We start from the raw sequence: 17,637 nt of genomic DNA on the forward strand, positions 1-17,637 counted from the left end.
CATGTTTAATGATGGCTTGCAATTCCTGAAAGAATATGGGACACTAGTACCATGAAAAAGATACATCGTGAATTTCAAAAAATCTATTACAACTTAGACAAGATTCTATTACTCTTTTTTACCCTGTTCGCATTTATGGAGTTTGTATGGATACCACTTAATTCGTGGGTCTCAGAAAGGCTATTAGCCCTAACAGGTCATGCTTATCTTTCACCGACGAATCTTTTATCGGTATTTTCTGAGAATCTTTTTGTTTCTTGCTTGTTTATTCTCTTATTTTTTGCCAATATTGGGATTGCCTATCTGGAGTTAGCTCTTCTATTTACTGGGGTTTGGCAATTGTTAGATGAAAAAGTCAAGCACTTATCGGATTACTTGCGAGATGTTAGAGATAGTATGGTCGCAATTATCCGTCATAGTAGCTTACCAAAAATTATCTTCCTCCTTTTTTATTCAGTTCTCCTTTTACCATTTCTACGTCGAATATTAAATATTTATTATTTTAATAAAATCGTCGTGCCACAGTTTGTCCTTGATTACCTATCCAATACAGTCTGGATAGGGGTCTTGATTTTAGTTTCCCTCCTCCTTTTCTTTTGGCTTGCCTCCCGACTCATGTTTGCACTACCGAAAATCTATTTTGAACATAGGAGTGTGAAAGAATCTATTGCATTTTCTTGGAAGCATACAAAGGGAATCAAACAAGTCAATTACCTTGTGCGTTTAGTTGGCTTGGTCACTTTTCCGGTTATCTTTTTTACGGGAGTTGCATTGTTGCTCTATTTTATACAGCTGTTAGTGGAAGGTTTTGCTCTCAATCTTTCATATTGGTTAGCTGTTGTTTGTTACATAGTATTAAGGTTAACCTATTACGGAGTCATTGCTCTCTTTATGATAGGCTTTATCAGTCTATTAACCGGAAAGAAGCTACCAATATACCGTCGCAAGCGTCTTCGGCATCGTCTTCGATTGGCTATTTTGCTGGTATCTAGTCTTTTTTTTGGTGTCCAAGGGGCATTGCTCCTTTATTATCCATTTGACACCTTGCCAGTTACTATTTCCCATCGAGGTGTTGACAATGGCAATGCTGTTCAGAATTCGATTGAGGCTCTGGAAAAGACCTCTCAACTCAAGCCGGACTATATTGAGATGGATGTTCAGGAGACCAAAGATGGCCAATTTATTGTCATGCATGATACGGATTTATTGGCTTTGACGGGCAATGCCGGAGGGACACATGACTATACTCTAGCAGAGTTGACGGCGATGACTGCATCAGAAAACGGGATGACAGCTCCTCTTCCTTCTTTTGATGAGTATCTAGAAAAAGCTGATGAGCTTGGTCAGAAATTATTAGTGGAGATTAAAGTAACGGATGCAGATTCACCAAATCTTACACAAAATTTTCTGAAAAAATATGGTCAACGTCTAATTGCTAAAGGTCATCAGATGCATTCGTTAGACTATCGTACGATTATTGAAATCAAACAATATAATGAGCAACTGGTTTCTTTCTTCATTCTTCCGTTCAATTCCATTTATCCAACCACTGTGTCTGATGGATATACAATGGAATACACTTCGCTTGACCAGAATTTTATGACTAAGTCTTGGATCCGAGGGAAATCTGTTTATGCTTGGACACCAAACGATGAAGAGAGTATGACCAAGATGCTCTTGCTGCAAGTAGATGGTATTATTACTGATAATTTAACAGGTCTAAAAAGTTTGATGAGTGAATTGAAAGAGAATCATCGCTATCCTGATCTATTTTTCCTTGAATTTCAGTACTTACTCTATAATTTTGAATAACAAAAAAGACGCGAAAGTCAGTACAATTGCCACTCGCGTCTTTTTATGTTTTAAAATGGTAATTTACCTGCAAATGCACCAAGTTTTTTCTGAGTTGCCTCATCAACTTTTGTAAGGGCTGCATTAATTGCTTGAATCGTCATTTCTTGCAAGGTTTCAATATCTTCTGCATCCACAATATCAGCCTTAAAGTCAATAGAGACTATTTTTTTATCCCCAGTAAAGGTAGCAGTAACCAAGTCCTGCACAGAACTACCTGTAAATTGAGTAGCAGCTAGTTCAGCTTGACTCTTCTCCATTTGCTTTTGAAGTTTTTGAGCTTGGCGCATCATATTTTGCATGTTCATCATAAGATTTTTAAGATTCCTTTCCTATCAAGGGTTTAGACCCTCTTGTTTTTGAAATTTTGACCAATTTTGACCACTTTTTTAGAAGTAATCAAAAGCATTAGCCACTTCTTTTTGTTGTGATGGGAAAAGATGGGAGTAAACATTGATGGTTGTGTTAATGGATGAATGTCCCAAACGTTTCATAAGAGTGAAAAAGATATAATCTTTTCCCTCTCCGTTTCGCAAACCTTGACTGATTAAAAAAGCTGCATGAGAGTGTCTGAAGTCATGATTGCGAATCATTTTCATATTCTCAGGTAATCGCTTTTTTAGTCTTGTTTTGAAGTTGGTAACATTTGGAGAAGTCAGGATTTCAGGAGAATCTTGAAAGATTTGAAGACTTTCAAGGTCATCTGTGAACTCTGAAAGGAGTTCTCCCTGTTGTTCTTTCCATTTTTTTAATTCTTCAGCGAAAGCAGAATGAATGTAAATCCGTCTTCGTGATTGAGTTGTTTTCACTGTTCCAATATAAACTTGATTTTTTCGATGATAGGCACTATACACAATATCAATATAATTTTTATCAAGGTTTACCATGTTCCAAGTGAGTGCCAAGGCTTCCCCAATCCGTATACCAGTAAACATCAATACCCGATATAGTAGTTGATAGCGATATTCATCTTTAGTGAAACAGCTATCAAAAATTTTAAACTGTTCAGGTGTGTAATAGGACATTTCTTTGTATTGTTCAGGCAAACGTTTGAGTCCCTTACACGGGTTATCGGTTCTGAATCGTTTAGCAATTGCTACTTCAAACAGTTTATGAATAAAAATCATTTGCTGATTGATATGACTGTTTGATAATGTTCCCCCTTTTACGCTTGGTGTTTGAATCAACCAGTCACGATATTCTTTAATATCATTGATAGTGACTAGCTTCATATCAGCATTTGAGAAAAATTTGGAAACATACTGGGTATAGTATGATTCTTGAGTATCAATTGTTCCTTTTTTATTTCCTCTTAATTCATCTTCTTGACGAACAAGAGAGTATAGGTAGCCTATGCTAAGCCGGTCTTTGATTTTTACGTGATGGAGCTGATTAATTTTATAGTCAGCTTCATACTGCTCAGCCTCTTTGCGAGTCCTGAATCCTTGTTTTCGATGACGAATGCGGTCGCCTGTTAAGTGACTATTACCATCACTTATATCTACACGCCATTTCCCGTTTTTTAGTTTTGTAACTGTCATTGCTGTTCTCCTGTATCATGTAGACCAGCATTTTGAAGTACATCATGAATTATACCATTTTTTTGTGATAACTGGAAGCCGAGAATGTCTTCAATTGATTTGAGTGGGACACGTCCCACACGTTTGTTATTATACCAAGAAAACCCATCAGAAACTAAATTAGCTTTGGCTTCTCTAATCAATTTTGAGCATTGACTTTTGGAATAGCCAGTTAATGACATCAAGTCGTTTTTATCTACTAAATTAATAACCACGTTAACCTCATTTCATGTTACAATAAGGTATCAGGAGATACCATCTTCTGTATTCACCTCATCAGAATTGCTCGCCAAAGTACCTTCTGATGAGGTTTTTAATTTATTTTGTGGGTTATGCCGTCTAGAGTCTAAAAACTTTGTAAAAAAGTAAGTTCGCTCAATGATTAGACCGAGAAGTGAGTTATCATTGAACCTAGCATACTGTACTAAATCTTCAAACTCTGTAAAATCATTTTCAGTGATAACATCAATGACGGCTTCCAAGAATAGACCTGAATCATGTTCAATTAGAAATTTATCTAATTCAAAGCCACAACCACATTCTATATCTTCGATATTATAAAGTGTCTTATCGGGGTTCTCAGCGTGAGTGAAATAATCATACATACCCTTTGGAGACATGACTACTTCAATGTGAGAAGGCGTATTTAATTTTTCTGATAATAGTTCAGAAACTTGAGAATAACTTTTTAGTGATTCAAAGAATAGTGCTCCGTGTTTATGAGCCTTTTTGAATTCTCCAGTTTTCTTGTTGACATCTTTATCATGCCAAGGGCTAAGAACAAATGGGACGTGCATTTCCTCAAGAATATCTAAGTAGTTTTCAGGAACACTATCTCGATAAAGTAAGAAAGCCCATTTATTTGAACGTTTTTCTTTAAATTTTGTCATTTCTACTTCTTTCATATTTGATTATTGATTATTGATTCATTGGGGGTCGTAGTAACCCCAATGAAATCACAAAATTCTAGTAATAAAAAATTCTTGTCCTCAGCTCAAAGTAATTTGAAAATTACTCTCAGTTCAAAACAAGAATTAAAACCTTGGGGCTTTGCCCCAAACCCCAGCCTCTCCTGCCCGATGAAACCAAAAATATCCAAAATACGCTTGTCAACTGGACAAGGGACGGGGTAGTATTTTTCTTCGTTTCTCTCCCGCCTTAACGGCTCCGCTTCACTACGAAAAATCTCCACCCCTCAAGCCCTTGCAAGTCTCCATTTTCCTGCTAATCGAATCACGCCGACACTATACCGATGAAAAAACACCTAGATAGGTTACTGTCGTCAAAACTAGTGTAGCAGAAAAACCGCTCCCACTCACTCATAGCGAGAAAATAACTCTTGAATACGTTGATTTAATCGTTTTTCATCTTTAACTTGAATTGTCCGAAACAATCTAACTTCTTCACCCTCAAGCTGAAAATAACCATAGCCTCTAGGTTTGACAACTACTTCATCTTTTTCCATGTCGGGAAAAAGCAATTGGCGATTATTAGTTGATTTTAAGAAACTAGTTGATAGGGAAATGATGCAGTTAAAATTATAGCGACCAGGCAAGTCGGACATTAGGAAACGCTGGCTAGATAGAATTAACCGTAAGCCTAGACTTCTTCCCATACTATTCATCATTAGCATTTTTGATAAAACTTCTTTATGCTTCTTCTTATCGGTCTGTTCAAGGTAAGCAAGGAAGGCTTGCCATTCGTCAAATATAAGATACAAATTATTACCAGTCTTTTCATCTTTATTGAGCCTTGCTTCAAAACGTTGATAAACCGTTTCAAAGAGTTCGAGACAATCAAAACCTCTAGCCACATGATTGCCAATCATAGAAAACATTTCATCATCGGCTTTGAAATCCATGAAATAGGCTTCAGCGGTTTTATCATAAAATTGAATCAATCCTATAAGCCTGCGTAAAAAGGTTGACTTTCCTGAACCACTAGGACCTGCTATTATCCAAGCATAGAATCGGTTTATATCAATAGAAGCAGAGGTGGGTTGACCTCTGTTATTGATTTCAAAAACATTCTTAATCATGCTAGAAATCTTCCTCAGCTTGTTGATTTTTCAAAAGCACTTCGTTTGCAGACAATAACCTAACCTTAATAGCTAAGAAAGGTTCACGCTTAGAGCGACTAACAACACAGTCCGTATAACCATTAGACATAAACTTGACTGCTTGTCGTACTTTAGTTTCAAAGTCCGCAAGTAGATTATCAGAGATTTCTTTATCTAGATGAATGAAATACAGTCCTTGGTTGCCATCAGGGAACTCAACCCCTTGGGAATATTGCATAGTTGTTACAGGTAAGTCTGCTACGCCTGTCTCAGTTAACCAGTGATAAACATTGGTTAATAGAGGATTATTAGGAGCTTGTTTATGTTGTTTATAACTTTCCCACATAGTAGGGAAGATTTCTCCATCTGTGAATAAAAAGAGGAGGGCTAAGATTGCTCCAATAACTGGGACAATCCAAATTAAGAACCTGATGAGCAAGATGAGTAATAACAAAGCTACTAAGACAGATAAAACTTGATAGTACCATTTGAGAGAAAGAAAATTATTGAAAGTTGTTTTGATTTTTTTCATATTTGATTCCTCTCTATTTAACCGAAAGATCAGCAAGGTCAAGGACTAACGCTAAGCCGATTGGCTGCTTAAATTTATCAAATAAAAAGCCAATTTCATATTCTTTGAAGATAATTTCTTTATCAATCAAAGCTGTCAAGTCCTCGCCTTGATAAGCTTTAAGTTTGACTTTGAAGGTTGGGCAATGTCGCTCTTGGCCGATACTTTCGAATTGAGCAAATAGCTTAGGGTCAACCGCGATTAGATTAGCCCATGGACGCTGATTCTCTCGTCCTTCGTTCAACATTCCTGTCGAATAATCAATGACTTTGATTGATTTTGCGACACTAACGACCTTTGCAATATCTTCAGCGAAATGTTTAGGTGTTTCGCTAACACCAAGATTTAAGGCCATTTTGACCTACTTTCTAGCTTCTCAGCTTCCCGTCAAGCTGGTCAGCAAACAATTGTATTAGGACGGGCTAGTTTGATTTAAAAATGCGTGGTCAAATTTCTAGAAAATTTGACAAAATGATAAAACATGTTTTTGTTAACATATTCATCATATACCATTTTTGAACCCTTTTCAATACCTTTTGTTGCATTTCTAGGTTCATTGTGGTATAATATTTTGAACCCACTTAGGAGTGTTTTTATGAACATTAAATTTGAAAATTTGAATCCAAATGCACAAAAAGACTTTGTTTTAAAGTACTATCCTCTAATATTCAGAAGGCAACAAGAAGAAGATCAGCTTTCAAAATTAGAGTTTCTACAACGATACTTGATGATAAAAGGTAATTCAAAATCAGGGTTAAACGGAAAACTTCTAATCTCAAAATCTGCATATAAGCGTTACTTAAAAATTGTTAAGGATATCTACACAATAAGGTTTAAATCAAAAGAGACAGGTCATATAAGTCGAAGTAGTATTGAACCATTTTATTCCAAACTTAATATTCCAAAACTTCATGAGAAAAAACATGGCTTTGAGCTATCTGCTGAAATATTAAGTAGATTCGATAAAGATATTATTGAAGAAATTTGGGAACAAGTAAATTTAGATTCTGTTTGGGATAATATGATTATTGGTGCTAGAAAGGAACAAGAAAAACGTATCAAATTAATAACTCACTTACTGCAAGAAAGTGGATTGCTTGATGTAGTTTTTCAAACTCTTACCAATGTAATTGATGATAATATTGAAGTCGAAGAGGTTGATAGTGGAACTTTAACTCATATGAACTTCATTTTAGGTAATTCTCACGATTCTAGTATTTTTAAAAATAATGGTAATTTATTTTTAAGGGAACTAAAAAAAGAATTACAACTTTACTATGAGAAAATGAAAGATGCAGAGGATGAATTAGATAGAGGATTAGAATTACACTATTCTCATCTATTTGAACATTTAGATTTGTTTGACGAAGAGTGAAACTGGCAACACCATTATTCGGTTTGCTAGTTGCTTATAAATTAATTCGTTGTTAGATTTGCATAGTTGTTCAGTTCATATATGTTAGTCTCATGTTATCTATCTTTGAAGTTTGATAATGTGGGATGAGTGTTTTACATAAAAAGAAACAGACAAACATCTTGATGGTGCTTGTCTGTTTTGTTATTCTAAATGAGATTATAAAGTTTCTTCTATAATATTGATGATATTTGTGAGTAATTTTTCCTTTTTATGCTGTGGTAATTCTTCAAGGATATCAAATAGTTTATGCACTAGAGGGTCTTGTTCGTTTAATCGTATTTCAAAGAAGGATTCTATATCTGTGTCCAAGGCAATCATAATCTTTTCAAGTGTTGCAATTTTTATATTTGGTTCTTGCCTTTCGAGACGATAAGCATATTTTTGGGGCAATTCAGCCTTCTCCTCTAACTGTTCTTGAGTAAGTCCTTGTTGTAAGCGTAAGTGTCTAATTCGTTTACTAATGTACGATTGTAGGTTCGAGCTTTTCATAGATGTCTCCTTTCGAACCTATCTTATAGACATTAGTAGTAATAAAAAACTACTTTTAATGATAAAAAGATGCTTGTGTAGTAGTAAAACACTATATTTTGTGTTAAAATGGTACTTATAATACGATAAAAATTTTTAGGAGAGTTTAATGTTAAAAAGAACTAAACTTTTGTCAGGACTTGCAGTAGTTGCAAGTGCATCTAGTATTGTGTCGGCAGTCCAAGCAGACGAAATCGTCACAGCTACTAGTCCAGCAGAGGCGGAAGCTGTCAGTTCGACGACTAGTAGCCAACCGGTCACTGCTCAGGATGTGGCAGATGCTCAGGCAGTGGTTGATGAAGCAAGTCAAGTAGCGCAAGCCATTGATACAGCAGTGGCGACAACGGAGCAGGCTTTGAGTGAAGAGCAGGCGACCAATCAGGACTTGAAAGAAAGCTTGGCAAAAGCTGAGGCTATCACAGATGAAACCTTGGCTACAGCTCAGGAAGCTATCCAAAGTGCCCAAGAAGCCAAAGAATCAGCCCATGAGGCAGTGACAGCTAGTCAGGCTGAAAAAGCTCCCCTTGAACAAGCAGTAGAAGCTCAAACTAGCGTAGTAACTAACGCCACCGCAGAAGTGGCTAGTGCGGAGGCTACTGTAAAGGCTACTGAAGATAAGATTGATGCTCTTGAGAACTCTGGTACTGCCGATGTATCAAAATTACAGTCCGATGTAACTACCCTTGAAACTACTGTCACTAATGACGAGGTAGAGGTGGCTAATGCTCAAGCCTCTTTAGATAACGCAAAAGAAGCCTCTAGCAATCGTGCTACGGCTATTGCAAATCAACAAGAGGTGGTGGCTAGTGCCGAGGCTCAGGTAGATACTACGGCTAAAGCCTATGCGGATGCTATCGCTACAAAAGATTCTACTAGTTCCGCCCTTGCTACCGCTCAATCAGCTCTTGATACTGCCAAAGCGGGTACTGTCGTAACTGAAACTATTAAGACAGGCGAAACTACAACCGTAACTACAGGGGGTACTGCAACTCTCAAGAGTGGTGTGGCTACTCCGTCAACTTATCCTTGGGTAAACGGGGTAATCACAAATGATTACTACCTAAATGCTATCAAGAATTATGCTAATGGTACTGCAAGTATTTCTGATGTAGAGGCTACTTTCTCTAAAGGTCTTACTTTTACCGCAGCTGATGGTTCTAAGGTTGATATGCCTGTAAACTTGCGAGATGCTTTGGCAGCTCCTATCGCAGAAGCGTACAAGGGTTGGTACACTGGTCTTGGTTGGACGTTCTCCGACACAGACAACTCCACTGTTATTAACGTACACGATATGACAGATGCTCAACGTACAGAACTATCCTTGTTCTATGCAGCCTTGGTAAATCAACTCCGCTCTCTCGTGGGTACTACGCCTGTAACCGTTACAAATGGTAGCGTTGCTTATGCTGATGAGAAGAATAATGCCTTGTTTGCGGGTATGTATCCTTCATACGCTAACATGACACAGGCAGAGCTTGAGGCTAATAACTTCTTTGGTGACAAGGATTGGTTGGGTACTAACCACACCTATGCAACTGCTATCTCTCAAGTTGTAAGTGACGACAGTACTATAATTACAAATACTATTGCTCTTAGTAACCAATTTGCAGACCGTAATGGTCTAACTGCTACAATGGCTGAATTGAAGTCCTTTGTAGTAGCGGGTCTAGGTCAACAACTATATCGTCCTTTATACTCTGTTACAGATGGTAAATTTAATAATCGTGACTTTACTACTGCCTTAGAGGTACTTGGTCTTACAGGAAACCTTAACTCAGTGGGTATCTCTTTTGATACTTATACTCGTTCAAGTTTCGGTGCTGTAGCTTACGAACCAACAATGGTCACCGTCTACAGCAACCAATCTGACGCCCCTCTCACAAACAACTACTCTAACGTGAGCGGTGGTACAACAACTACAACTCCTATCTATGAAACAGTTAGTCGTACAGTTGTAGACCAAGTCGCAGTTGCTCAAGCCCAAACCGCTTACAATACTGCCCTTGCTAACGACAACTCTGCACAGTCTGCTCTTGATTCTGCTAAGTCTTCTTACGAATCTGCCCAAACTGCTTATGCAGAGGCACAAGCTCAACTTAATTCTATCATTGCGGGTACTATTGACATTTCTTCTCTTGAAACTGCCCTCAATACTGCCGTAGCTAAATTGGAAGCTGACAAGGTAGCCTTGCAGTCTGCTAAGGAGGTTCTTGCTCTTGCTAAAGCCTCAAATACTGACAAGGCTGTTGCTCTTGAAACGGCTAAGGCTGAACTTGAAACGGCTAAAGGAGTATTGGCAGAGAAGCAAGCAAGTCTCAGCGCTGAAGAGGCTAAGTTAGCTAGCTTGAAGGCTGATTTGGCTAGCAAGGAAACTGCCTACCAAACGGCTCTTGCTCAGTTGGCTGAAACCAATTCTGCCTTGGAAACTGCCAAAGCGGAACTGGCTGAGCTAGAGGCTCTTGTGGCTCAGAAACCAGCTCTTGCAGAAGCTCTGGCTATTTCTACAGCGAAAATCACGGAATTAGAGGCCCTTCTCGCTGAGCAAAAGGCTAGTCAAGTAGAGGCGTCAGAGGCATTGGCGCAGGCTCAGGAGGCTTACGCGCTTGTCAAGGCGGAGTACGACTTCTTGATGGAGTTGGAGCGCTTGTCAGTGGACAATACGGTGACGGTCTTGGAGGATGGCACGGTTATCGCAGTGCCGAAGGACGCACCGACTGCTCCGGTCTTGCCGTCTATCAGTTTGGAAGACTGGCTCAAGGCCAAGGAGGCTGAAATCGTCGCAAGTGGTCAGGTGGCTGTACCTTTGGTCAACCAAGCGGGTCAAGTCATCGGCTATGAGGCTCAAACAGTTGCCAAACCACAAGCACCAGTGGCAGGTAAACCAGTCGTAAGCCCAGCTCCAGTACAAACCTTAGCCCAAACAGCTCAAGGACAAGCAAGCTTACCAAATACCGGTCAAGCCAGCAACCTCCTCCTCCTAGCAGGATTGGGTATGCTCGGATTGGCAGTGGGTGTGAGACGGAAATACTAATAAAAAAATAATCCTCAGAAAGTACTCTGAGGATTTTTGTAATAATCTTGATGATGCCATGTAAATTTAGATATGTAAATAAATTGAACAGAGTAGCTTGGTAAAAAGTAATAAAATGGTAAATGAGTCAAGAAGAGCTTAAAGAGAATACAATCAAGGATATAATCATAGTAAAAAAGTAGCTGTTATTTTTACAACTACTTTTTTGTTTGTACTTCAAAATGCTAGTGAGTTGGTGACCAAAAAGTGACCACTTTTGAAAATTTTAGTGAATTTTATAAGATTTAATGAAATCTAAAGTCCTATTAAATCAACATTTCTGACGATTACAAGACTTAAAAAATCGTGTAACAAGTCTTGCATGTTCATCATAAGATTTTTAAGATTCCTTTCCTATCAAGGGTTTAGACCCTCTTGTTTTTGATATGGTGTCCAATCGTGACCACTTTTTTAGAAGTAATCAAATGTAGAGGAGATTTCTTGTATGATTAATATTATATCATGATTGAATAATAACTCAAAGTGAAGAATGGGTGAATCAGATTTATCAATCAAACATATATACTTTCAAAATTTTTTAAAGTAGCTAATTATAATCAATTACTTTAGAAATTAGTGCAAAATTCCATGTAACTGTAAATTTGACATATTAACCTATTTTAAATTGACTTTGCTGAGCGAATAGGTTATAATAAAATAAAAACTGGTTATAACCAGAGACAAGGAGAAGTTATGTTTCGTTTAGCAAAAGATGAACTTGAAAAATTGGGCGCAAGTATTACTGCAAAGGAAATTTTCCAACAACCTGGTCTGTGGCAAGAGGCATATCAACTATATGTGTCTCAGCTAGAAGCGATAGAAAGTTTTCTATCGGGGATAAAAGAAAAACATGATTTAATCCAAGTAATTTTTACCGGAGCAGGGACATCAGACTTTGTTGGTCAGAGCATTGCAAATTATCTAAACCAAGTCAATGACCTGAAACACATTCGTTTTTCAGCGGTTGGTACTGTTGAATTAGTTAGTCGTCCACATGATTATTTGCAAGCGGATATTCCAACTATTTTAGTATCATTTGCCCGATCTGGAAACTCCCCTGAGAGTGTTGCGGCGGTTGAAATCGCTAAACAGTTGGTGAATGAGCTTTACCAAGTCACAATTACTTGTGCACCCGAAGGAAAGCTTGCGCTTGCAGCCGAAGGAGATGCAGATAACCTCTTACTCTTGCAACCAGTAGGTTCAAACGATAAAGGTTTTGCAATGACTGGAAGCTTTAGTTGCATGTCTTTGACAGCCCTTCTAGTATTTTCACCAGCTAGCCAAGAAGAAAAGGCTCATTGGGTTGAAACGATTGTTCGCTTAGGTCAAGATGTCCTTGATCGGGAGGACTATGTACAAGATCTTGTCAATCTAGATTTTGAGCGTGTTATTTATCTGGGTGCTGGTGGTTTCTATGGCTTAGCTCACGAAGCTCAATTGAAAATCCTTGAGCTAACAGCTGGAAAGATTGCTACAATGTATGAATCTCCACTCGGATTTCGTCATGGTCCAAAGTCATTTATTAATGACAAGACATTGGTTATTCTATTCGCATCAAATGATGCTTATACTCGCCAGTATGATGTTGACTTGCTCAATGAGGTTCATGGAGATGGAATTGCTGAGCGCATTGTGGCATTGTCAGCTGACAAGCTGGTAGGTACAGAGGCAGCAAACTTTGTTTTGGCAGAAGGAGGAGCTGGATTGCCAGATGTCTTCCTAACCTTCCCATACATTATCTTTGCCCAAACTGTATCCATCATGTCAGCCATTAAATGCAAAAATTTACCAGATACACCGTCCCCAACTGGTACAGTAAACCGTGTTGTGCAAGGTGTTATTATTCATCCTTTAGAAAAGTAGGAACATTCATTCGAGTTGTACAGTAGTGCGACTCGTTTTGACTCGTCTATTTGAATTGGTAGAAGCAATTTACATTGAAAAAACGCATAGAATCATAATGAACATGATTTTATGCGTTTTGTTTTGGGTATTCCATTTTAAATAAGACGGAATGGAAATATTTTATTAATGCGGTAAGATTAATTGAGATTGGCTTAAATCAAGGCTGATTTGCCATTCGGAGTTATCACGTATAGTGCACTCAAAATCAGTTGTATAAAGGACTAAACGGAGTTTATCACCTTTTTTAAGTTTATAAATAGTTGGTTGCAGTTCCCATCGAAGCGTCATCCATTGATTTGGCGTAACGGCTTCTACAGTCAATAAATCGGTACGATTTTGAAGATTGATGAATCCTTTGGTAATCAGGCGATAAGGCGTTTCTGTAAATGGAAGCTCAGTTAGGTTTTCTTGGGCGTAATACCGACCGTTATCCAAGCTGGTTCGAGACACCATTCCTGGAATTGGGCTGAGACGTTTGGCAGGGCCAAAATCCAAGAGTTGGGCTGAAAGCAATCCTTTGCTGACACTTGATTTGACCTGTAGTTGAAGGATGGCTCTTCCGTTTAGATGGATATCTTGATCCAATTCCAAGTCAATGGTTACTTGGTTGGCTTTGTCCCCAAAGAGATCTTGGTGGAATGTAGGATAAGATTTGCAATACTTTTCAAAGGTTTTTTCGTCGTAATGATTTTGGATTTGCGCTTGATCTTGTCCCAATGGGAATTGAGATTCTGTCTGTCCTCCAAACGTTTCTAAGTCAGTCCATGTTTGAGCTGCGCTGTTATCTTGCCAAATGACAGTAGGAAGCTGGTAGTCATTGTCGTATCCGAGTAATTTTTGGCTAAGTAGAGCATTCATGGATTCACGGAAATCGATTGACTGCCAATTATTCATATAGACATGGGCGCCATTATGGAAGAAGAGATGTTTCTTGATCTGGCCAGGAAGAGCATGGAACATGTTCCATACATGAATTGGTTTCACATTCCAATCTTGTGATCCATGGGTAAAGACAACTTCACAGTTAACCTTGTCCGCGTGGAGAAGATAGTTACGATCGTGCCAGTATTGGTTGTAATCGCCATTTGAACGCTCAAGTCCGACGCGCTCAGCTGCCAGTCCTTTTTCGTAGGCTTCTTTGTTACGAAGGAAGTCCCCTGCTTGTAAGCTCTTGGAATAAGTTAGAGCAGTTAAGCTATCTAAATCTTCTCCAGGATAGCCTCCTGGACTGGTAACGAGCCCGTTTTCCCGGTAGTAGTCATACCAAGAGGAAATCCCTGCTTCTGCGATGACGACTTCCAAACCCTCTACACCTGTTGTTGCTAGGGCGTTGGACATTGTCCCCAAGTATGAGAGACCAGTTGTTGCTACCTTGCCATTTGCCCAATCAGCTGTGACTTGAAGTGAACGTGTATGGTCTGTATAGGCCTTATTACGGCCGTTTAGCCAGTCGATAACTGCCTTATACCCTTCTACCTGTTGGAAGTCTCCAGAGGTCATATAGCCCGTAGATCCTAGCGTACCGACACCGGAAACATGAATGCTGGCAAATCCACGACTAAGGAAGTATTCGTTTAGGGAATAAGAGCCAATATGCCCTAGTTTTTCAGTTGCGGGGCTGCTTGGGAGATCCCGATTGTCTAATTTCAGTTTGTTGATTGTGCTTGATACGACCGAAATAGTGCCAGCTGGTTTCTCAGTTAACTCGCCCTCCATCTTATGCAGGGCTTTGTCGCTAGCTACCTCGTTGACTCCTTGATGATAAGGACTGTTGGTAATGACCGCAGGAATTTGTCCATCATAGCGTGGACGGAGAATGGACACCTTGACCAAGTCCGTTTGCCCACTGTCAGCTGTATCTACAGGCGCTTCAACATAAACCACCTCACGGATGAGCTGTTTGGTTGAAAAAGTTGCTAGGGATTTGCCATTGAAGAAGTGGTACTGGTTATCTTCGGGAATCAGATCATCGCTGACAAGTTGATCTATCAAGGTATTACCAGACTTGGTACGAGTATTGAGCAGATGGTAGATATTTTCGATAATATCGCCGTAAACAATTGGGAAATTGGTTTTCTTTACAAAGTCGTCAATATCTGTGTAATCAAAATTTGGAACAAATCCAAGTAATTGGAGAGCTACATGATAGAAAACTTGGTCTGTAACCTCGCGCTCAGAGCGGAAAAAAGTTAGTAAATCCGTTTCCCAGTCCGCAATCATATTGGACAATGCGAGGTCAGTGTTGCTAGTCAGAAAATGGCATTTTCTCACGAATGTTTCTAAATTTTCCTTGTTGCTGGCATTTGGATTTAGGTGGAAACCGAGATTGTCGAGTTCTTGGAGGTAGATGGAATCCTCTTTTTTGATAAAAGAATATTGGTTAAAGCGCATAAATTCTCCTCTTTTTTCTGAAAATAGTCTATAATAGACATTATATCCGATGCTCCTTGCTTTGTCTAAGGAGAAAGAGATTTATTCGTATAAATTCACAAAAAGTGTAAATATCGACATTAAATCGGTTGTAAAATTATGAAAATTTCTATAAAATAATAAGGTACGACCGATATGAGGAGAGATCAGATAGCGTGTTAAGAAATGAAATAATAGTTCCGGTTATACGGATAAATAATAGTAAATTAAATCAAGAATTTTTAGAGAGAGACTTAGGGATGAAAACCATCCTTGAGGAGGGGGCATTTGCAGAGTTTAGCGGATATGCTGGTGTGGAGACAAAGCTTGTGCTTGTTGAGTCACCAAGCATGAGGACCCGTGCAGTAAATGGGACTAAAAAGTTAAATAAGATCATCATAAAAGTAGACAAGGCTGAAGAGATTGAAGCCCTATTAGCAGCAGGTACACAGTATAGCAAGCTCTACCAAGGAAAAAATGGCTTTGGATTTGAAGCTGTTTCGCCTGAGGGAGATACATTTCTGTTGCATGCGGAAGCATCTGCTGAGGAGTTAAAAACGATTCTTCCACCAGTTCCATTTAAAGGACAGGATGATTTTTCTGGCTTGACGGCTTTTACAGTTGAGTCGGTTTGGATAAATACTCCGCAGGCAAGCATCAGCCAAGATTTTTATGAAACCATCTTGCCAAATCAAACTTTTTTACGCTTTATTGGTGCAGAAGGCGAAGATTTATTAGCCCCCGCAGAACAAGTATGGGATTTAGATAGTTTACGTTTCTCGGTTGCGAAAGATTTTGATTGGGCAAACTTGGAAAGCCAGTTAGAGGGTCCGTTATTTAAGGACAAAAAAGAGACATTCATTCAAACTGTGGACCCAAGTGGTATTGAATTGTGGTTCGAAAAATGAGACAAGTTATCATAGACAAGATTTCAGAGCAGATTGAACAAGGGGTCTATCCTGGTGCCAGTCTGGCTCTTTTTTCTAAGGGTCAGTGGCAGGAGTACTATCTGGGCACACAAGATGGTCAGGTGCCAGTTCAGCCGGGCTTGACCTATGATTTAGCCTCCGTTTCCAAAGTAGTGGGTGTAGGGACACTCGTGATTTTTTTGGTCAATAGCGGAGCTCTGGAGTTGGATAGGACCTTACAGTCATACTATCCAGCTTTTCAAAATAGTCAAGTAACCATCCGTCAACTACTAACCCATACTAGCGGTATTGATCCCTTTATTCCCAATCGGGATAGTTTAAATGCAGAGCAGCTTAAAGAAGCGATTTTAAATATCAGGGTCACAGATAATAAGAATTTTCTCTATACAGACCTCAATTTTCTTCTATTGGGCTTTTTGTTGGAGGAATTAAGCGGAGACAGTCTGGACCAGCTTATCAGACGAGACGTTCTAGAGCCCTTTGGCATGTCCCAAACCTCCTTTGGCCCAGTGAGTCAGGCAGTGCCGACAGTGCGTGGTGTGCCGTCTGGTGTGGTGCATGATCCCAAGGCGCGTCTATTGGGTGTCCACGCGGGAAGTGCAGGTCTTTTTTCGACGATTAAGGATTTAGAAATCTTCTTGGAGCATTACCTGACAGAGGATTTTGCGGCAGATTTGACCCAGGACTATGGTTTTGATGACAAGCGCAAGCGGTCGCTGGCTTGGGATAAAAAGGGGGATTGGCTGTCGCATACAGGCTATACGGGAACCTTTATCATGTACAATCGACCCTTGCAACAAGCGGCTATTTTTCTCTCAAATCGTACCTTTGAAAAGGATGAGCGTGCCCAGTGGAAGTTGGATCGAAACCAAGTGATGGCTCTAATTCGGCAGGTTTTAGAGGGAGAAGGAAAATGAGATATGTTCTTTTGCTAAGAGGGATCAATGTTGGTGGTCGTAATAAAATTGTGATGGCGGATTTGCGTCAAGCAGTGGCTGATTTAGGTTATGATAATGTTGAGACCTACATTAATAGTGGCAATCTTTTCTTTGATTCAACCAAGAGTAGAGGGGACATTGTTGCTGATTTTCAAACTTTTTTTGCAACAACCTACCCTTTTGTGAAACAATTTGCTCTGTTAGATGCCCAAGATTATCAAGCAGAAATCGATCAACTTCCAGCTTGGTGGCAAGAAGAATTGGCGAGAAAGGCAATGTCATTAAGTTAACTAATCTATCACATTTTGTGGTAGGTTAGTTTTTTATGTTACACTAGAAATAAAAGGGGAAAAATCATGCTAGACCAGATTAAAGCTCAT

16 protein-coding genes are annotated in these 17,637 nt (G+C 39.1%); 7 read left to right on the forward strand and 9 right to left on the reverse strand.

Annotation, left to right across the window (positions count from 1 at the left end):
- Nucleotides 1-51 precede the first annotated feature (51 nt).
- A complete protein-coding gene (locus K6V43_RS08355) occupies nucleotides 52-1,812 on the forward strand; it encodes a glycerophosphodiester phosphodiesterase (RefSeq protein ID WP_222382605.1) in 1,761 nt (586 codons plus the stop codon).
- A gap of 50 nt (nucleotides 1,813-1,862) precedes the next feature.
- Here K6V43_RS08355 and K6V43_RS08360 read toward each other — a convergent pair whose 3' ends face one another.
- From K6V43_RS08360 to K6V43_RS08390, 7 genes are all read right to left on the reverse strand, one after another.
- The gene (locus K6V43_RS08360) at nucleotides 1,863-2,162 is read right to left on the reverse strand and encodes a YbaB/EbfC family nucleoid-associated protein (protein ID WP_024392363.1); all 300 of its coding nucleotides are present in this window, start codon (nucleotides 2,160-2,162) and stop codon (nucleotides 1,863-1,865) included.
- Nucleotides 2,163-2,240: 78 nt separating this feature from the next.
- Nucleotides 2,241-3,392, reverse strand: a complete 1,152-nt coding sequence (locus tag K6V43_RS08365) for a site-specific integrase (protein ID WP_222382606.1) — start codon at nucleotides 3,390-3,392, stop codon at nucleotides 2,241-2,243.
- The gene (locus K6V43_RS08370) at nucleotides 3,389-3,646 is read right to left on the reverse strand and encodes a DUF3173 family protein (RefSeq protein ID WP_337250536.1); all 258 of its coding nucleotides are present in this window, start codon (nucleotides 3,644-3,646) and stop codon (nucleotides 3,389-3,391) included. Before K6V43_RS08370 ends, K6V43_RS08365 begins: the two co-directional genes overlap by 4 nt.
- Nucleotides 3,647-3,676: 30 nt before the next feature.
- Complete coding sequence (locus tag K6V43_RS08375) at nucleotides 3,677-4,336, reverse strand: replication protein (protein ID WP_261311812.1); 660 nt, start codon at nucleotides 4,334-4,336, stop codon at nucleotides 3,677-3,679.
- A 410-nt stretch (nucleotides 4,337-4,746) separates the two neighbouring features.
- The gene (locus tag K6V43_RS08380) at nucleotides 4,747-5,469 is read right to left on the reverse strand and encodes a P-loop NTPase family protein (protein ID WP_222382607.1); all 723 of its coding nucleotides are present in this window, start codon (nucleotides 5,467-5,469) and stop codon (nucleotides 4,747-4,749) included.
- A gap of 1 nt (nucleotide 5,470) precedes the next feature.
- Nucleotides 5,471-6,022 (reverse strand): hypothetical protein, encoded by a 552-nt coding sequence (locus K6V43_RS08385; protein WP_222382608.1) that lies wholly within the window; start codon nucleotides 6,020-6,022, stop codon nucleotides 5,471-5,473.
- A 13-nt stretch (nucleotides 6,023-6,035) separates the two neighbouring features.
- Nucleotides 6,036-6,416: a hypothetical protein gene (locus tag K6V43_RS08390; RefSeq protein WP_222382609.1), complete on the reverse strand. Its 381-nt coding sequence runs from the start codon at nucleotides 6,414-6,416 to the stop codon at nucleotides 6,036-6,038.
- 240 nt (nucleotides 6,417-6,656) lie between these two features.
- On the opposite strand from K6V43_RS08390, the gene K6V43_RS08395 reads away from it, so the two are divergent.
- Nucleotides 6,657-7,436 carry a hypothetical protein gene (locus K6V43_RS08395; RefSeq protein ID WP_222382610.1) on the forward strand — a complete coding sequence of 260 codons (780 nt, stop codon included), beginning with the start codon at nucleotides 6,657-6,659 and terminating at the stop codon, nucleotides 7,434-7,436.
- Nucleotides 7,437-7,634: 198 nt separating this feature from the next.
- On the opposite strand, the gene K6V43_RS08400 is transcribed toward K6V43_RS08395, so the two are convergent.
- Nucleotides 7,635-7,967 carry a helix-turn-helix domain-containing protein gene (locus K6V43_RS08400; RefSeq protein WP_222382611.1) on the reverse strand — a complete coding sequence of 111 codons (333 nt, stop codon included), beginning with the start codon at nucleotides 7,965-7,967 and terminating at the stop codon, nucleotides 7,635-7,637.
- 148 nt (nucleotides 7,968-8,115) lie between these two features.
- Between K6V43_RS08400 and K6V43_RS08405 the strand changes: the two genes are divergently transcribed.
- Both K6V43_RS08405 and K6V43_RS08410 read left to right on the forward strand, forming a co-directional pair.
- On the forward strand, nucleotides 8,116-11,037 hold the full coding sequence (locus tag K6V43_RS08405) for an SEC10/PgrA surface exclusion domain-containing protein (protein ID WP_222382619.1): 2,922 nt from the start codon (nucleotides 8,116-8,118) through the stop codon (nucleotides 11,035-11,037).
- A gap of 732 nt (nucleotides 11,038-11,769) precedes the next feature.
- Nucleotides 11,770-12,939, forward strand: a complete 1,170-nt coding sequence (locus tag K6V43_RS08410) for an SIS domain-containing protein (RefSeq protein ID WP_160864011.1) — start codon at nucleotides 11,770-11,772, stop codon at nucleotides 12,937-12,939.
- 165 nt (nucleotides 12,940-13,104) lie between these two features.
- On the opposite strand, the gene K6V43_RS08415 is transcribed toward K6V43_RS08410, so the two are convergent.
- Complete coding sequence (locus tag K6V43_RS08415; protein ID WP_222382612.1) at nucleotides 13,105-15,372, reverse strand: Xaa-Pro dipeptidyl-peptidase; 2,268 nt, start codon at nucleotides 15,370-15,372, stop codon at nucleotides 13,105-13,107.
- Nucleotides 15,373-15,566: 194 nt separating this feature from the next.
- Between K6V43_RS08415 and K6V43_RS11660 the strand changes: the two genes are divergently transcribed.
- The 3 genes from K6V43_RS11660 to K6V43_RS08430 are packed head-to-tail and all read left to right on the forward strand — an operon-like array spanning nucleotide 15,567 to nucleotide 17,547.
- A complete protein-coding gene (locus K6V43_RS11660) occupies nucleotides 15,567-16,298 on the forward strand; it encodes a CppA family protein (protein ID WP_222382613.1) in 732 nt (243 codons plus the stop codon).
- Nucleotides 16,295-17,236, forward strand: coding sequence for a serine hydrolase domain-containing protein (locus K6V43_RS08425; RefSeq protein WP_222382614.1), 942 nt, complete (start codon nucleotides 16,295-16,297; stop codon nucleotides 17,234-17,236). Before K6V43_RS11660 ends, K6V43_RS08425 begins: the two co-directional genes overlap by 4 nt.
- On the forward strand, nucleotides 17,233-17,547 hold the full coding sequence (locus K6V43_RS08430; RefSeq protein ID WP_261311813.1) for a DUF1697 domain-containing protein: 315 nt from the start codon (nucleotides 17,233-17,235) through the stop codon (nucleotides 17,545-17,547). The genes K6V43_RS08425 and K6V43_RS08430 overlap by 4 nt, the downstream gene beginning before the upstream one ends.
- The last annotated feature ends 90 nt before the right edge of the window (nucleotides 17,548-17,637 follow it).

It is taken from the genome of Streptococcus suis, from assembly GCF_019794615.1.
In the GTDB taxonomy this organism is placed as follows: domain Bacteria; phylum Bacillota; class Bacilli; order Lactobacillales; family Streptococcaceae; genus Streptococcus; species Streptococcus suis_AI.

Excerpts from the sequence above, each read along its gene's own strand:
- K6V43_RS08355 (WP_222382605.1), top strand. The coding sequence starts at position 52 with ATGAAAAAGATACATCGTGAATTTCAAAAAATCTATTACAACTTAGAC.
- K6V43_RS08360 (WP_024392363.1), bottom strand. The coding sequence starts at position 2,162 with ATGATGAACATGCAAAATATGATGCGCCAAGCTCAAAAACTTCAAAAG.
- K6V43_RS08365 (WP_222382606.1), bottom strand. The coding sequence starts at position 3,392 with ATGACAGTTACAAAACTAAAAAACGGGAAATGGCGTGTAGATATAAGT.
- K6V43_RS08375 (WP_261311812.1), bottom strand. The coding sequence starts at position 4,336 with ATGAAAGAAGTAGAAATGACAAAATTTAAAGAAAAACGTTCAAATAAA.
- K6V43_RS08380 (WP_222382607.1), bottom strand. The coding sequence starts at position 5,469 with ATGATTAAGAATGTTTTTGAAATCAATAACAGAGGTCAACCCACCTCT.
- K6V43_RS08385 (WP_222382608.1), bottom strand. The coding sequence starts at position 6,022 with ATGAAAAAAATCAAAACAACTTTCAATAATTTTCTTTCTCTCAAATGG.
- K6V43_RS08390 (WP_222382609.1), bottom strand. The coding sequence starts at position 6,416 with ATGGCCTTAAATCTTGGTGTTAGCGAAACACCTAAACATTTCGCTGAA.
- K6V43_RS08395 (WP_222382610.1), top strand. The coding sequence starts at position 6,657 with ATGAACATTAAATTTGAAAATTTGAATCCAAATGCACAAAAAGACTTT.
- K6V43_RS08400 (WP_222382611.1), bottom strand. The coding sequence starts at position 7,967 with ATGAAAAGCTCGAACCTACAATCGTACATTAGTAAACGAATTAGACAC.
- K6V43_RS08405 (WP_222382619.1), top strand. The coding sequence starts at position 8,116 with ATGTTAAAAAGAACTAAACTTTTGTCAGGACTTGCAGTAGTTGCAAGT.
- K6V43_RS08410 (WP_160864011.1), top strand. The coding sequence starts at position 11,770 with ATGTTTCGTTTAGCAAAAGATGAACTTGAAAAATTGGGCGCAAGTATT.
- K6V43_RS08415 (WP_222382612.1), bottom strand. The coding sequence starts at position 15,372 with ATGCGCTTTAACCAATATTCTTTTATCAAAAAAGAGGATTCCATCTAC.
- K6V43_RS08425 (WP_222382614.1), top strand. The coding sequence starts at position 16,295 with ATGAGACAAGTTATCATAGACAAGATTTCAGAGCAGATTGAACAAGGG.
- K6V43_RS08430 (WP_261311813.1), top strand. The coding sequence starts at position 17,233 with ATGAGATATGTTCTTTTGCTAAGAGGGATCAATGTTGGTGGTCGTAAT.